A 15,061-nucleotide genomic window follows, 5' to 3' on the forward strand; every position below is an offset into this window, starting at 1 on the left:
AGTGTTTACTGTTTATAATATTTTATCAGCCATTCTCTGAAAAATACTTTATTTTATTGTTAATGTTTTTAAGAGCTGAAAATATGCTAAGGGATATAGTATCAGCAAGTTGCATTACAAGGGACAGCCTTGTGCTTTGAAGAACAACATATTCCATAAAACCTGAGATATTAACTATGCCAGTTATGCTGATATCTCCAACTGAAATAAGATTTTTGTTAACTCCTGCTCCAGGGAACAAAGGTCCATTGAAAATATTAATTTTTCCTATGTTCTCGGATTTTCCAAGGGAGGCATCTACAGCAATTATTAATGGGTTATTATAATAAGAATATATATCTTTCGTTTTAGTCTCAAGATTTTTAGCATGAACAGGTTCTTTTAAGGTACCAAAGATATGAATATAAGGCTTTTTTATTATTTTAGAAAGTTTATCACCAACAAGAGGTCCAAGACAATCTCCTGTAGAACGATCGGTTCCAATGCAAAGAATAATAATATTCTGCAAATCTTTTTCACGGTTAATAATAAGAGATGATAATTCCTTTGAAATTAAAAACACAGCTTCTGGCTTGCAGCTATCTATTGAGAAGTAAAGAGGCTGGCTTTTAAGCATAAAAAAACCTCCCTTTTGATTATATAAAAAGTTTATCCAAAAGGGAGGCTAATTATTCTATATTTTAAAGAACTTCAGATTTTTTAAGAATTCTATAAAATACTACTAGAAAAAGAAGATATATCATACCTAAAAATCCATAGGCCATAATCCCAATAAATATTGCTGCAAGAACTGCTATTGGTTTAAGACCAAGAGAAGCCGAAACTATTTTAGGCTCAAGTATTTGTCTTAAAATAGTTACTATTAAATACAGAACTATGATTCCTATACATATAATATATTTTTTCGATAGAAAATAAAAAATTCCGACGGCAAAATATACAACTCCTATACCAATTATAGGGAGAACATCACAAATAGCACTAATGATACTTAAAGATAATGCATATTTGATATTTAATATTGAAAAGCCTATAAGGGTTTCAGTAAAGGATAGAAATACAATAAATGAGTAGGCTCTTATATAACCAGTAAACATCTTATTTGCCTCGTTCCATATCATGACTACCTTATCCTTTGATTTATCTGAAAAAATCGATAAAAATTTATTCTTCATATAAGCTAAATCGGTTGAAAAGAAGTAAGTTGCAATTAAAGTTATAAACATTACAAGCAGTGCTTTTGGAAGCTTTATTGCAAAAGATATAGATGTTTTAAGTATAGTTACGGTTATAGAATATGTATTAGACAGCAAAGATAAAAGTTCTGTCTTGAATTTATCGATTAATTCTGGATTTAGTTCATTAAAATAATGTTCGTAATTAGTTATGTAAACCTGTACAAAATTTATTATTTTATTCATATCTGGAAGGTTGTTTAATATATCTCGTATTTCTAAGGATATTTTAAATACTATTGTTGTAATTATAAAAAATATAATTATAAAAAACAATAAAGTTGATAATAATGATGAAAAATTAAGGCTAAGTTTTAATTTTTTATTTAAAAATTTATTTAGAGGTTTTATCCATAAAGCAATTAAAAAAGCTAAGACAAAGGGCAGCGTATAGGATAAAGTAGAGAAAAATAAAATGAAAATTAAAGTATAGATTAAAACAAAAATTGCTATATTTTTTATTTTTTTAACAAAGCTTTCTGTGAACATTAAATCCCTCCTTTTTTGTTATTATAACATATTCTTATATAATTTGTTTTTAAAAATAACTTTTTATTTTAAACAATAATTGTATAATAAATATAAAGTAGTATATTTTAACTAAATACTTTATTTTAAGTTAAGGAGGATATTGATGAAAGAAAAATATCAAAGAGATGATATTATAAAAATAATTAAGGAAGAAGGAATAGAGTTTATTTATCTTCAATTTACAGATATTTTTGGAGTTATGAAAAATGTTGCAATACCAGCTGAAGAGATTTCAAAGGCTCTAAACAATGAAGTTGCCTTTGATGGTTCATGTGTAGACGGGTTTGTCAGGATAGAGGAATCTGACATGTATTTAAGGCCTGATTTAGATACATTTTGTATATATCCTTGGGGGGGAGGATTTGGAAGAGAGGCTCGTTTTATATGTGATGTTTACAATACGGATGGTACTCCCTTTGAAGGAGATCCAAGATACATATTAAAAAAAGTATGCAATGAAGCAAAAGAAATGGGTTATACTATGCAAATAGGTCCTGAATGTGAGTTTTTCCTTTTTCATACCGATGAGAAGGGAAAGCCTACACTAATTACCCATGATGACGCTGGGTATTTTGATCTTGCACCTATAGACCTTGGAGAAAATGCAAGGCGTGATATGGTTATGACCTTAAAAAAGATGGGGTTTGAAGTTGAAGCTTCTCATCATGAGATTGCACCAGGACAGCATGAAATCGATTTTAAATTTGACGATGCGCTATATGCAGCAGATAAAATAATGACCTTTAAATCAGTTGTTAAAATAGTTGCTAAAAATCATGGGCTTCATGCTACTTTTATGCCTAAACCTATAGCTGGAATACCAGGCTCAGGTATGCATATAAATCAATTGCTTCTCAATGATGGGAAAAATGCCTTTTATGACAGTGAAGATAAATTAAAACTATCAAAAGTTGCATATAATTATCTTGCTGGGTTATTAAAACATGCAAAATCTATTTGTGCAATTACAAATCCAACAATAAACAGTTATAAAAGGCTTATTTCTGGATATGAAGCACCTGTTTATATATCCTGGTCCTCAAGAAATACAAGTCCATTAGTCAGGGTTCCAATGAGCAAGGAGAATAATGTCAGGTTTGAGTTAAGAAATCCCGATCCTTCATGTAATCCTTATCTTGCTATTGCGGTTATATTAAAATCGGGGCTCGATGGAATTAAAAATAATCTTACTCCTCCAAAGTCAATAGATAGAAATATCAATTCTATGGATGAAGACTATAAAAAAGATAATTCAATAGAATCTCTTCCAGAATCTCTTTATGAAGCAGTAAAATTTTTATGCAGCGATGAAACAATAAAGGAAGCATTGGGTAGGCATGTACTTGAAAGATTTGTAGAGGCAAAAAAAATAGAGTGGGAAGATTATAACAAAAGCATTTCATCTTGGGAAATAGAAAAGTATCTTACAAAGTTTTAGGAGCCTGCTATGTTGCATCTTAGAATAATAATAGGAGATAACGATGAAAAATTTCTTATAAATACATCATCTCAGCTGAAAAATATGGGATATAATGTTGTAGATACAGATACTTCAGGAACCTCGCTTATAAGAAAGATACGTTCATTAAAGCCAGATGCTGTTCTTGTTGATGTAAACTTAAAAGGTATATCTGGTTTTGAAATCAGCAATATAGTTGAAGGAGAAGGAATTTGTCCCTGCATCATAATGCTCAAAACTAATCCTTCGGAATATGCTGTAAAGCTTCAGCAGAAACTTATATATGCATATTTGCAAAAGCCCCTTATTATTTCAAATGTTGAGTATGTAATCGACAATGCATATATAAGCTTTAAAAAAATTATTGAGCTGAATAGAGAGATAAAAGAGAGGAAAACCATTGAAAAAGCAAAAGGATTTTTGATGAAGAATTATAATATGTCAGAAGAAAAGGCATACGAATATATAAGAAAAAAGAGCATGGATAAATCAATTAGTATGTACAAAGTAGCTTTAGCTATAATAGATATTATAAATAAAAAAGAAGATTTATAATAGAAAATATAAATATTTAAACTTATTATTATTGATTTTTTCTATATATCATTTGATTAAGTCTTTTTTTGTTATATTATAATTAGATTTAATGAGGGAGGAGATAAATTTGAAAAAAATTGATTGCAGCGGTATGGCATGTCCTAAACCCGTCATAATGACAAAAAAAGAATTAGAAAGCATGGAATCCGGAGAACTTGAAGTAATAGTTGACAATGATGCCGCAAGGGAGAATGTTTCAAAGCTTGTGAAAAGTATGGGTTTAAGCTATCAAGTATTTGAAAAAGAAAAATTATTTCACATTATAATAAAAAAAGAAGAATCGAGCTGTGAATGTGAGATAGAGCAAATAAGCAGCAGACCTGTTATACTAATAGGGAGCGATAAATTCGGTGTAGGCGATGATAAACTTGGTACTGTACTTATGAAGAGCTATTTATATGCATTAACTGAAGCTGAAGTAAAACCAACAACAATTCTTTTTGTAAATAGTGGAGTAAAGCTTGTTATTGAAGGGTCTGATGTATTAGAAAGCGTTAAAACCCTCGAGAGCATGGGGGTAGAAATTTATGCATGCGGAACATGTCTTGATTTTTATAACATTAAGGATAAGCTTTCTGTTGGAAGCATTACCAATATGTATACAATAGTTGAAAAGATGAATTCAGCTTCAAATACTATAAAACTATAATGAAAATATGAAAGAATATTGTATAATTACCTTTGAAAGCGTCAACTTTGCAATGCAGGCAGAGTCCGTGCTGAAAAATGAGAATATTTATCACCAAGTTATACCGACACCGAGAGAAATAACATTAAGCTGTGGACTTTCTATAAGGTTTAATGTTGATAATGTTGAAAATATAAAAACCTTTGTGGATAATAAAAGAATAAACATAAAAAATATGTATATTGTAAGAGGCTCAGGCTCAGATAAAAAAATTGAAGCTTTAAAATAACAGAATGTAATTATTCTGTTATTTTTTTATTGTTTTAAAATCAAAAAATAGGATATAATCATAATGAATAAGGGGGGATTTTGTGAACAGCAAAGATTTAAAAATATTAAACCTTTTTAAATTCGATGAAAATCTTTTGATAAGTTACAGCATCAATCTATTAAAGATAATAATAATACTTATTTTGATTAAAATCATAATAAGTATAGGAAGTTCAGTAATTCAAAGATTTTTTAACAAACAAAAACAATCTAAATTTGGATTTAATGAAAAGAAGGCAGATACCTTAAGCGAATTACTAAAGAGTATATTAAGATACGTTATGTATTTTATAGGTATCATGTGGATTTTAGAGGTATTAGGGCTTAGCATAAAAACTGTAATCGCAGTAACAAGCGTTGCGGGAGTTGCAGTAGGTCTTGGAGCACAGAACTTTATAAAAGATGTTATATCCGGTTTTTTTATATTGTTTGAAGATCAATTTGCTGTTGGAGATTATGTCGAGATAGATGGCCTTTCAGGATTTGTTGAAACTGTGGGGCTTAGAGTTACAAAACTTAGGGATTTTTCAGGAGATCTTCATATTATTCCTAATGGAAGCATAGTTAGAGTAACTAATAAATCGAGAGGTAATATGAGAGCACTTGTAGATATAACTATATCCTATGAAGAAGATATTGATAAAGCTATAAATATAATTAAAGATGTAAATGAAAAAATGAAAAAAGAATTTAAAGAAATAATTGAAGGACCAAATGTTTTAGGAGTTACAAATTTCAGCGATTATGGTGCTACAATAAGAGTTGTTGCAAAGACTGAAGCTATGAAACAATGGGGAGTTGAAATGGAACTTAGGAAAAGAATCAAACATGCTCTTGATGAAAATCATATTGCACTTCCTATTCCTAAACGAATTATTATGAACTATAAAAAGGGGGAGACAAATGGTAACTAATTTTAACCTTGGTGATGTAGTTCAGACAAGAAAGGGACATCCTTGTGGAAGCAATGAGTGGGAGATAATAAGACTTGGAGCTGATATAAAAATAAAATGCTTAGGATGCGGCAGAATTGTTATGCTTCCAAGGCCTAAATTTGAAAAGTCAGTAAAAAAAATTATAAAAAAAGCAGTTGAATCAAATAATGATATTGCAGAGTAGAAATTATTATGGTAGAATTGTAATGTTGTAATCCCTGCTCACATCGTGTGAGCCGTTAGTCCGGAGGGAGGAGGTGAACGTCATGAAAAAGTATGAAACTCTATATGTGGTAGCACCAACTTTAACTGAAGAAGAAGTTAAAGGCGTTATCGAAAAGGTAAAAGGTGTTATCGAAAATGGCGGTGGAGTAGTTGAAAATATTGACGAGTGGGGTAAGAGAAGACTTGCTTACGAAATCAATAAAGTAAACGAAGGATACTATGTTTTAATGAATTTCAGCGCCAACAATGAATTACCAAAAGAATTAGACAGAGTTTTAAGAATCTCCGATAACATTATCAGACATTTAGTAGTTAAGCTTGACTAATATTAGGGTGGTGTAATTATGAATAAAGTAATATTAATTGGCAGATTGACTCGTGATCCAGAGCTGAAATTTACAGCGGGATCGGGGATTGCTGTGGCCACCTTTACACTAGCAGTTGATAGGAATTACACAAATCAAAGTGGTCAAAGGGAAGCTGATTTTATTCCTATTGTGTGCTGGAGGAAGCTTGCTGAAACTGTTGCCAATAACCTTTCAAAGGGAAGGCTTGTGGCTGTATCAGGCTCTATTCAAACGAGAAAATATACTGCACAGGATGGTACCAATAGGTACATAACTGAAGTTATTGCTGATTCTGTGCAATTTCTTGACAGGGCTAAGGACGGAGGTTCAACTCAAAGGTCAGATATTAGTGAACAGGTAATGGAAGATACAGGGTTCTTTCCAGTACCAGATGGAAATGACGAAATTCCATTCTAATTCTTTAAGGTAAGGAGGGGTGAAAATGTCAAACGTTAAGAGAAATCCAAAGCAGAGAAAGGCAAAGAAGAGAGTTTGCACATTCTGCATGGATAAAGCTGAGGTTATAGATTACAAAGATATATCAAAGCTTAAGAAATATATCACAGAAAGAGGAAAGATTCTTCCAAGAAGAATATCCGGAAACTGTGCTAAGCATCAAAGAGAACTTACAATAGCTATAAAAAGGGCAAGAAATATTGCTTTATTGCCATACACAACAGAATAGTAAATAAAAAAGTGCCGCAGGCACTTTTTTATTTACTATTCTATCTTGATAATTGTCCGTCTATGATGTAGCATAACATTAAAAGGTTATTAATAGTGATTTTTTTAATTTTTATGGGGGTGTTGTGCTATGAATAATGAAGATTTTGATATAATGAGTAATATAAAGCTTATTGACAGCTATAAGGCCTATTTATTGTCTTCGGTAGCGGATCTTTTTGCTACTATGGCAAAGGGTAATAAGGGGGATATAGAAGATATAAAAGATGAGATAGCCGAAATAATAATATTTTCCTATCTTATTTCAAAAAGGTTAGGTCTTGAATATTCTGTAATAGATGAAAGAGTCATAAAAAAATTAAAAATAGGTATTCTTGAAGAAAATACAGTTGAAAAGGAATTTCAGGATTATTCAAGGCTTATATCCTATATGAAAAACGGGAGAAAGATAGAATAGGAGGACTTACAATGAGAGATAAAAGCTCAACAAGAGCAATGGTTGAAGCAGGTCTTTTTACAGCAATAACAGTAGTATTAATTTTGCTTAGCTTATATATACCAGTCCTTTATATGGTAGGAATTTTTCTATGGCCTCTTCCAGTTACTTTTATTTATATAAGGCATGGAGCAAAATACAGTATTATGTCCCTTGTTGTAGCAGGAATCATAACAGCAATATCCTATGATCCTGTATCTGCACTTAATATAACAGCTACCTTTGGACTTATGAGCATAGTTCTTGGATATTGTATAAAAAATAAAAAAGATTTTTTCTTTTCAGTAATATTGATGTCAGCTGCAATGTTTATATCTTTAGTTTTAGTTTTAAAAGTATTCAGCCTATTTATGGGACAGGATATTATAACTATGTTAACTGATCAAATGAATCAGATGAGAGAAATGGCAGCATCCATGTATTCCCAAATGGGAGTTCCAAAAGAAACTCAGGAATTAGCATTGAATGCTTTTCCAACAGGTGAAGTTTTCAAAAAAATGCTTCCTATTGGACTTTTAATTGGAAGTATAATGATGGCCATTATAAGCTATACAATTGCAGGTAAAGTTTTTAAAAGGTTTGGATATGAAGTTAGTATTATGAAACCTTTATCAAACTGGTATATGCCTATTCAGCTTGCTATAGGTATTATTGGACTTGTACTTTTATCCTATTTAATGGTATATTTAAAAATTAAGAATTCAGATATATTGTTTATAAATGCAAGTTTACTTATGCAGTTTGCATTTGTAGTAGATGGAATTGCTGCTGTTGACTTTTTTATGAAAAAAAAGGATGTAACAAAGGGACTTAGAATTTTTATACTATTATTTTTGATATTCTCACAGATAGGAAGGTTTTTATTCTTTATTGGTTTAATTGATTATGCGCTTAATTTAAGAAAGCTTGATGTAAATAGAGGTTAAATGCTCCATGTAATGGAGGGGTAAAATGGATAATAAATTTAAAAAATTTTTCCCGGATACCAAAATATACATGCTTATAATTGCTGTTCTTATTTCAGTATTATTTATATTTAATCACCTATATGTTGGAATTATAGGTCTTTTAGTGTTTGCCTATCTTGTATTTTACAATATAAGAAACAATAGACTAAAAAAATACGAGTGGGATAGGTTTGTGGAGGATATATCGGAAAATATTGACGTTGCAGGCAGAAACACACTATCCCAAATTCCTATACCTCTTGTTATAGTAAATGGTGAGGGACAAATTCTTTGGGGAAATAGTTTGTTTACGGCTATTGTTTCAAGAAATATATATGGTAAAAACATTAATGTATTAATTAAAGATTTTAATCTTCAAAAGATACTTGATAAGAAGATAGAAACATTTGAAAAAATAAATATAGAAGACAATATATATAATGTCCTTGTTAGTCCGGTGGAAATAAACAGAGAGAAAGAGGATAAGAAATATATTTTTCTCTTATATTTCTTAAATAAAACTGATTATTATACTATATATGAAATGTACAGCGATAAAAAAACTGTTGTTGCTCTGGTGGAATGTGATAACTTCGATGAGGTTATTAAAAGTACAGAGGAGACAAACAGACCTGCCCTTATTGCGGAAATAGATAAAAGAATAAATTCCTTTGCAAGTGCACTTGAAGGCTTTATAAGGAAATATGACGATAATAAATATATAATTGTATTTGATAACAGTCATTTAAGTCAACTTATTGAAAATAAATTTGATATACTTGATGCAATTAGAGAAATAGATTTAGGTAATAAAATTCCAGTAACTTTAAGCATAGGAATTGGAAAAAATGCAGATTCTTTGTATAACGTACATCAATATGCAGTTGCAGCAAAGGATCTCGCTTTAGGCCGAGGGGGAGATCAGGCGGTTATAAAAGATGGAGACAGACTATCCTTTTTTGGAGGCAAAAGTAAAGAGGTTGAAAAGAAAACAAGAGTAAAGGCAAGAGTTATAGCACATGCTGTATCTGAACTTATAGATCAAAGCAGTGAAATATTTATAATGGGACATGACACACCAGATATTGACAGCATCGGTGCAGCTATTGGTATATACAGGGGATGCAGACAAAGAGGTAAGAATGCTTTTATATTATTAAATAAACCTGACAGCTCTGCAGAAAAATTGGTTGATAGATTTTTAAAGAGCAAAGAGCATCAAGGCATATTTATTGATAGAGAAACATTTTTGCAAAAAAGTTTAAAAAATCCTCTTTTGGTTTTAGTTGATGTTCACAGAAAGAGTTTTGTAGAATATCCGGAGATTCTTGACAGAATTAACAATTTAATTATAATAGACCATCACAGAAAAAGTGCAGATTTTATAGACAATGCAACTATTTCCTATATAGAACCTTATGCGTCATCGACCTGCGAACTTGTTACAGAGATACTACAATATCTTGTAGAAAAACCAATACTTCTTGACATTGAAGCTCAGGCTCTGATGGCTGGAATATATGTTGATACAAAGAACTTTACATTTAAAACCGGAGTTAGAACCTTTGAAGCAGCAGGATTTTTAAGAAGGCTTGGAGCTGATCTTATTGAAGTTAGAAAGCTGTTTGCGGATGATTTTGACACATACAAAGAGAGAACAAAGCTTATTGCAAGCGCTGAAATACACAATGGAATCGCTATAGCATGCCAAGATGCCGCAGTTAGAGATGCTCTTATCGTACCTCAGGCAGCAGATGAGCTTTTAAAAATAAATGGAATAGAAGCCTCCTTTGTATTAGCTAAAGTTGGAAATGATATTATGATAAGCGGCCGTTCCCTTGGAGATATTAATGTACAGTTAATACTTGAGAGCATGGGGGGAGGCGGCCATATGACCATTGCAGGTGCAAAACTTTCAAATTTTTCAATAGAAGAAGCAAAAGAAAGGCTAAATGATGCCATAAAAAATTACTTAAAGGAGAGTGACAAGAAATGAAGGTTATTTTAAAACAAGATGTTAAGGGATTAGGTAAAAAAGGAGATGTTGTTAATACATCTGATGGATATGCAAGAAACTTTTTGTTTCCAAAGGGACTTGCTTTGGAAGCCACTGAAGGAAAAATAAAAGAGCAGCAGGCACAAAAGGCAAACGAGGCAAAAAAGAAATCGCAGGAATTACAGGAAGCCAAGGAAATTGCAAAAAAACTTTCGGAGGTAGTTTTAACTTTAAAAGTTAAAACGGGTGAAAATGGCAAACTTTTTGGTTCTATAACTTCAAAGGACATATCAGAAGCATTAAAAAATCAATATGGCTATGATATCGACAAAAAGAAGATAGTTTTAGACGAAGCTATAAAGGTTGCTGGAATTTATAAAGTTGAAGTAAAAGTATATCCAGAAGTTTCTGCAACTATTAAAGTATCCATAGAGCAGAATTAGGAGGATTTAAAGTGAAAAAAGCCGTAACATTCGAAGCAAAATATGAAGAAGATATATTAAGCAATGCTTACAACAAGTTATATTACAAAGTAGATGTTATATATGATTTAATGAAAAGAATATGGGGTGAAGAATATATTTCCTCGGCAATAAATTCACAGGGCCTTAACGAAAATATTGAAAGTGACAGCATCGAGGATAGAATATATGCACTTCAAAGATTGGTTTTGAAAAAAGACAGCTATGTAGATGATCCTATATATGTTATGGATTGTATTGAAAAAGAGTTAATAAGGCTGATTGCTAAAAATCATGTTGAAAGTGAACTTGAGTCTGAAGTTGAAGAATATTTAAGGGATAAACAGGACAAGCTTATTGATGAAATAAAACTTAGCATAATAAAAAAGAAAAAAGGGAAGGAAAACTCGAAAACCTTTAAAAAATTAATACATCTTCAAAAGCTTGACACTATAAAACTTTCAAAATCAGCAATGGAACTTTTAAGACCTTCAAAAATAGATGAAATAGTTGGTCAAAAAAGAGCGGTATCATCGGTTTTATCAAAACTTGCTTCACCTTTTCCACAACATATGATATTATATGGTCCTCCTGGAGTTGGAAAAACTACTACGGCAAGGCTTGCCCTTAGTATAGCCAAAAAGCTTAAATCAACACCTTTTAGAGATGATGCCCCATTTATTGAGGTTAATGGTACAACTATAAGATGGGATCCAAGAGAGATTACAAATCCTCTTTTAGGTTCTGTTCATGATCCCATATATCAAGGTTCTAAGAAAGATCTTGCTGAGATTGGAATACCAGAGCCCAAACCTGGCCTTGTAACCGATGCACATGGAGGAGTTTTATTTATAGATGAAATAGGAGAGCTTGATTTAGAGCTTCAATTTAAATTATTAAAGGTGTTAGAGGATAAAAAGGTTGAATTTTCATCTTCTTATTACGACCCTGATGATGAAAACGTACCTTCATACATTAAAAAATTATTTGAAGATGGTGCACCTGCGGATTTTATATTAATAGGTGCAACCACAAGGGAGCCTCATGAGATAAATCCTGCACTAAGGTCGAGATGCGCTGAGGTTTATTTTGAGCCTTTATCTAAAAATGATATAAAGGATATAGTTTTGAACGCTGCAAAAAAGTTAAAAATAGAAATTGAAGAGGAAGCTGCCAATATTATAAGCAGTTATACCATTGAAGGAAGAAAGGCTGTAAATATTTTATCGGATGTATACGGACATGTTGTTTATAAAAGGGGACTTAAGGATATAAATATAACATGTGATGACTTATATGAAGTTATATCCCTTTCAAGGCTTGTGCCTTATAACAAAGTATCGATAAAGGATTCCTGTGAAGTTGGAAGAATTTTTGGGCTTGGAGTGAGCGGCTTTATAGGCTCCATACTTGAAATAGAAGCAGTTGCTTTTGAAAGGGATAGCGACGGAGGAAATATTAGATTTAATGATACAGCAGGTTCAATGGCAAAGGATTCTGTATTTAATGCTGCCTCTGTTATAAGGAGTATTACTGGAAAGGACATTTCACACTATGATATACATGTAAATATAATAGGAGGAGGCAATGTTGATGGACCTTCAGCAGGTGTAGCTATTACAGTTGCTATGCTCAGTGCAATAACGCAAAAACCTGTGAAACAGAATATTGCTATTACCGGGGAAATATCTATACTTGGACATGTAAAACCTGTTGGGGGAATAATTGAAAAAATATATGGCGCAAGTCAGGCAGGAATAAAAAAGGTGCTGATTCCTTTTGAAAACAGTAAGGATGTTTCTATTGATGATAAAGATATTGAAATAATACCTGTAAAAAACATTGATGATGTGCTTAAAATTGTCTTTTAGGAGATGATAATTTGGAGGGTGTTAGAGTTCCGCCTCATAATATAGAAGCTGAACAAGCGGTTATCGGTGCTATGCTTCTTGATAAGGAAGCTATTGCAGCTGCCGCTGAGATTTTATCAGGAGAAGAATTTTATAAAGAATCTCATAAGCTTTTATTTCAGACTATAGTAGAAATTTTTAATAAAGATGAACCTGTGGACATTGTAACTTTGGTGGATGTTTTAAAGAGCAGGGAGCACCTTGAGGTTGTAGGAGGAGTTTCATATATATCTTCTCTTGCAGCCTCTGTGCCTACAACATCTAATGTAAAGTATTATGCAAAGATTGTTGAAGAAAAAAGCATATTAAGAAGGCTTATATTTGCGTCAAGCGGTATAATAGAAAAATGCTATACAGATCAGGAAAAAGTAGAGGAAGTTTTAGGTGCTGCTGAAAAGAGCATTTTTGACATTTCACAAAAGAAAGGGCACCAGGATTTTGAACATTTAAGCACCATTATTTCGAGGAGCTTTGATGAATTTGAAAGACTTTATAAAAACAAAGGGCAGATAACTGGAATACCATCGGGTTTTACAGATCTTGACAGAAAAACATCTGGATTTCAAAAGAGCGATTTTATATTGATAGCAGCAAGACCATCTATGGGAAAAACTGCCTTTGCGCTAAATATTGCACTTCATGCAGCCCTTAGAGCGGGAAAAAGTGTCGCTATATTCAGTCTTGAAATGTCAAAGGAACAGCTTGTATATAGAATGTTATGCTCTGAGGCCAATGTGGATATGCTAAAACTTAGAACAGGAGATTTAGACGAAGAAGATTGGATGAGGCTTGGCAGGGCGGCAGGACCGATGTCAAATGCTAACATATTTATTGATGATACTCCAGGAATATCAGTTGTTGAGATGAGATCAAAATGCAGAAGGCTCAAGATAGAAAAGGGATTAGATTTAATTTTAATAGATTACCTTCAGCTTATGACAGGAAGCGGCAGGACTGATAATAGACAGCAGGAAGTATCGGAAATATCGAGATCTTTAAAAGGACTTGCAAAGGAGATGGAGGCACCAGTTATATCGCTGTCGCAGCTATCCCGTGCCCCCGAGGCAAGAGCAGATCACAGGCCTATACTATCGGACCTTAGAGAGTCAGGTTCAATAGAGCAGGATGCGGACATAGTTATGTTCCTTTATAGGGATGAATATTATAATAAAGAAACGGATAAGAAGGGTATTGCAGAAGCGATAATAGCAAAACAAAGAAACGGCCCAACGGGAACTACAGAACTTGCATGGCTTGGCCAATATACAAAATTTGGCAATCTCGACAGATATCATAATGATTGATATTACAGTATTCTTTTTGTTGTTGACATTAAAACAAAAAGTAATTAAGATATACTTGTGAATGCTTCATTGGCCCAGCCGGTAGGGCAACTGATTCGTAATCAGTAGGTCGGGGGTTCGAATCCCCCATGAAGCTCCATTAAAAATCTGAAGAATCTGGGACGGTTACTTATTTATCATAATACTATTAAATGCTTTTTAACTATATAATTTTAAATGAAAAATTAGCTACTTAACAAATGACCGTTATATTTTCTATATATAACGGTCATTTGTATTAAAAAATCATTTGTTATTATGAATTTATTAGATAATTCATTTAAAAAAGATAATTTGATTGGGATACTTGTCCATCTTTATTAGAATCATTTTTAATCTTATAGCAATAAAAAAATTCTATAAGATTTTTCTTTATTTAATAAACTGATTTTGTTAGAAATATGCAGTAATGAAATAAGCCTGTAATTTGTGATTTTATGCCCCTATCGCCAATATCTCCTCCACAATGCCCCTGTATTTTTCCTCCTTTATAAGTTCTGCACCTAAAGCACACAGCCTCGATACATTAGCCTGCCCCATGCTCCCAAGTATCCTGCATATGTCGGCACACTTTAAATCGCAAAACTTCCTTAAAGCAAAGCACAATATTGCCTTTGCCTCCTTAACTCCCTTTGAATTCTTTATCTTAAGCATTAGTTTATCTATGTTAAATCTTTCTGCAATTATTTCTATTATCTTTTCAGGGGATAAGTCTCTAACGAGTACCTTTCTCATGCTTCTGTATTCCGTAGGTTCATCTTTAAACTCCTGCCTCTTTGCATCTACAACACTTTTCACTTTAAATATAAAATCCCTGTACATTGCTCTTGCAGCTGCTTCCTTTAAGCTGAACATAGAAAGTATAAAACTGTCATCTATAAGATCAAACTCATCTCTCTTTTCTGCTAAAAATATCCCAAGAGATGAAAAGCGGTAA

17 protein-coding genes, 1 tRNA gene and 1 pseudogene are annotated in these 15,061 nt (G+C 32.2%); 16 read left to right on the forward strand and 3 right to left on the reverse strand.

Going from position 1 to position 15,061, the window contains the following annotated elements; all coding sequences use genetic code 11:
- Positions 1–25 precede the first annotated feature (25 nt).
- Both yyaC and ytvI read right to left on the reverse strand, forming a co-directional pair.
- On the reverse strand, positions 26–616 hold the full coding sequence (yyaC, locus tag B5D15_RS12535; RefSeq protein ID WP_078697458.1) for a spore protease YyaC: 591 nt from the start codon (positions 614–616) through the stop codon (positions 26–28).
- Between the two features lie 64 nt (positions 617–680).
- Positions 681–1,724: a sporulation integral membrane protein YtvI gene (gene ytvI / locus B5D15_RS12540; protein WP_078697459.1), complete on the reverse strand. Its 1,044-nt coding sequence runs from the start codon at positions 1,722–1,724 to the stop codon at positions 681–683.
- A gap of 145 nt (positions 1,725–1,869) precedes the next feature.
- Between ytvI and glnA the strand changes: the two genes are divergently transcribed.
- From glnA to B5D15_RS12620, 16 genes are all read left to right on the forward strand, one after another.
- Positions 1,870–3,204: a type I glutamate--ammonia ligase gene (glnA, locus tag B5D15_RS12545; protein ID WP_078697460.1), complete on the forward strand. Its 1,335-nt coding sequence runs from the start codon at positions 1,870–1,872 to the stop codon at positions 3,202–3,204.
- 9 nt (positions 3,205–3,213) lie between these two features.
- Positions 3,214–3,780 (forward strand): ANTAR domain-containing response regulator, encoded by a 567-nt coding sequence (locus B5D15_RS12550; protein WP_078697461.1) that lies wholly within the window; start codon positions 3,214–3,216, stop codon positions 3,778–3,780.
- Positions 3,781–3,889: 109 nt separating this feature from the next.
- On the forward strand, positions 3,890–4,471 hold the full coding sequence (yedF, locus tag B5D15_RS12555) for a sulfurtransferase-like selenium metabolism protein YedF (protein ID WP_341429125.1): 582 nt from the start codon (positions 3,890–3,892) through the stop codon (positions 4,469–4,471).
- A 7-nt stretch (positions 4,472–4,478) separates the two neighbouring features.
- Positions 4,479–4,739 (forward strand): putative Se/S carrier protein, encoded by a 261-nt coding sequence (locus tag B5D15_RS12560; protein ID WP_078697463.1) that lies wholly within the window; start codon positions 4,479–4,481, stop codon positions 4,737–4,739.
- Between the two features lie 82 nt (positions 4,740–4,821).
- The gene (locus B5D15_RS12565; RefSeq protein ID WP_143287308.1) at positions 4,822–5,694 is read left to right on the forward strand and encodes a mechanosensitive ion channel family protein; all 873 of its coding nucleotides are present in this window, start codon (positions 4,822–4,824) and stop codon (positions 5,692–5,694) included.
- Complete coding sequence (locus B5D15_RS12570; protein ID WP_078697464.1) at positions 5,684–5,899, forward strand: DUF951 domain-containing protein; 216 nt, start codon at positions 5,684–5,686, stop codon at positions 5,897–5,899. Before B5D15_RS12565 ends, B5D15_RS12570 begins: the two co-directional genes overlap by 11 nt.
- Positions 5,900–5,981: 82 nt before the next feature.
- Positions 5,982–6,266, forward strand: a complete 285-nt coding sequence (gene rpsF, locus B5D15_RS12575) for a 30S ribosomal protein S6 (RefSeq protein ID WP_078697465.1) — start codon at positions 5,982–5,984, stop codon at positions 6,264–6,266.
- Between the two features lie 18 nt (positions 6,267–6,284).
- Positions 6,285–6,704, forward strand: coding sequence for a single-stranded DNA-binding protein (locus tag B5D15_RS12580; protein WP_078697466.1), 420 nt, complete (start codon positions 6,285–6,287; stop codon positions 6,702–6,704).
- A gap of 25 nt (positions 6,705–6,729) precedes the next feature.
- On the forward strand, positions 6,730–6,972 hold the full coding sequence (rpsR, locus tag B5D15_RS12585) for a 30S ribosomal protein S18 (protein WP_078697467.1): 243 nt from the start codon (positions 6,730–6,732) through the stop codon (positions 6,970–6,972).
- Between the two features lie 129 nt (positions 6,973–7,101).
- Positions 7,102–7,428 carry a MazG-like family protein gene (locus B5D15_RS12590; protein WP_078697468.1) on the forward strand — a complete coding sequence of 109 codons (327 nt, stop codon included), beginning with the start codon at positions 7,102–7,104 and terminating at the stop codon, positions 7,426–7,428.
- A gap of 11 nt (positions 7,429–7,439) precedes the next feature.
- Complete coding sequence (locus B5D15_RS12595; protein ID WP_078697469.1) at positions 7,440–8,393, forward strand: YybS family protein; 954 nt, start codon at positions 7,440–7,442, stop codon at positions 8,391–8,393.
- 25 nt (positions 8,394–8,418) lie between these two features.
- Positions 8,419–10,410 (forward strand): DHH family phosphoesterase, encoded by a 1,992-nt coding sequence (locus B5D15_RS12600; protein WP_078697470.1) that lies wholly within the window; start codon positions 8,419–8,421, stop codon positions 10,408–10,410.
- On the forward strand, positions 10,407–10,853 hold the full coding sequence (rplI, locus tag B5D15_RS12605; RefSeq protein WP_078697471.1) for a 50S ribosomal protein L9: 447 nt from the start codon (positions 10,407–10,409) through the stop codon (positions 10,851–10,853). Before B5D15_RS12600 ends, rplI begins: the two co-directional genes overlap by 4 nt.
- 53 nt (positions 10,854–10,906) lie before the next feature.
- Positions 10,907–12,742, forward strand: a complete 1,836-nt coding sequence (gene lonC, locus B5D15_RS12610) for a Lon family ATP-dependent protease (RefSeq protein WP_423236578.1) — start codon at positions 10,907–10,909, stop codon at positions 12,740–12,742.
- An 11-nt stretch (positions 12,743–12,753) separates the two neighbouring features.
- Positions 12,754–14,085, forward strand: coding sequence for a replicative DNA helicase (locus B5D15_RS12615; protein ID WP_078697473.1), 1,332 nt, complete (start codon positions 12,754–12,756; stop codon positions 14,083–14,085).
- 63 nt (positions 14,086–14,148) lie between these two features.
- Positions 14,149–14,224 (forward strand) — tRNA-Thr (locus B5D15_RS12620).
- A gap of 335 nt (positions 14,225–14,559) precedes the next feature.
- Here the strand turns inward: B5D15_RS12620 and B5D15_RS12625 are convergent.
- Positions 14,560–15,061, reverse strand: a pseudogene (locus B5D15_RS12625) (hypothetical protein); the annotation flags it as partial.

Source organism: Caloramator quimbayensis, from assembly GCF_900167605.1.
In the GTDB taxonomy this organism is placed as follows: Bacteria; Bacillota; Clostridia; order Clostridiales; family Caloramatoraceae; genus Caloramator_B; species Caloramator_B quimbayensis.

Excerpts from the sequence above, each read along its gene's own strand:
- yyaC (WP_078697458.1), bottom strand. The coding sequence starts at position 616 with ATGCTTAAAAGCCAGCCTCTTTACTTCTCAATAGATAGCTGCAAGCCA.
- ytvI (WP_078697459.1), bottom strand. The coding sequence starts at position 1,724 with ATGTTCACAGAAAGCTTTGTTAAAAAAATAAAAAATATAGCAATTTTT.
- glnA (WP_078697460.1), top strand. The coding sequence starts at position 1,870 with ATGAAAGAAAAATATCAAAGAGATGATATTATAAAAATAATTAAGGAA.
- B5D15_RS12550 (WP_078697461.1), top strand. The coding sequence starts at position 3,214 with ATGTTGCATCTTAGAATAATAATAGGAGATAACGATGAAAAATTTCTT.
- B5D15_RS12560 (WP_078697463.1), top strand. The coding sequence starts at position 4,479 with ATGAAAGAATATTGTATAATTACCTTTGAAAGCGTCAACTTTGCAATG.
- B5D15_RS12570 (WP_078697464.1), top strand. The coding sequence starts at position 5,684 with ATGGTAACTAATTTTAACCTTGGTGATGTAGTTCAGACAAGAAAGGGA.
- rpsF (WP_078697465.1), top strand. The coding sequence starts at position 5,982 with ATGAAAAAGTATGAAACTCTATATGTGGTAGCACCAACTTTAACTGAA.
- B5D15_RS12580 (WP_078697466.1), top strand. The coding sequence starts at position 6,285 with ATGAATAAAGTAATATTAATTGGCAGATTGACTCGTGATCCAGAGCTG.
- rpsR (WP_078697467.1), top strand. The coding sequence starts at position 6,730 with ATGTCAAACGTTAAGAGAAATCCAAAGCAGAGAAAGGCAAAGAAGAGA.
- B5D15_RS12590 (WP_078697468.1), top strand. The coding sequence starts at position 7,102 with ATGAATAATGAAGATTTTGATATAATGAGTAATATAAAGCTTATTGAC.
- B5D15_RS12595 (WP_078697469.1), top strand. The coding sequence starts at position 7,440 with ATGAGAGATAAAAGCTCAACAAGAGCAATGGTTGAAGCAGGTCTTTTT.
- B5D15_RS12600 (WP_078697470.1), top strand. The coding sequence starts at position 8,419 with ATGGATAATAAATTTAAAAAATTTTTCCCGGATACCAAAATATACATG.
- rplI (WP_078697471.1), top strand. The coding sequence starts at position 10,407 with ATGAAGGTTATTTTAAAACAAGATGTTAAGGGATTAGGTAAAAAAGGA.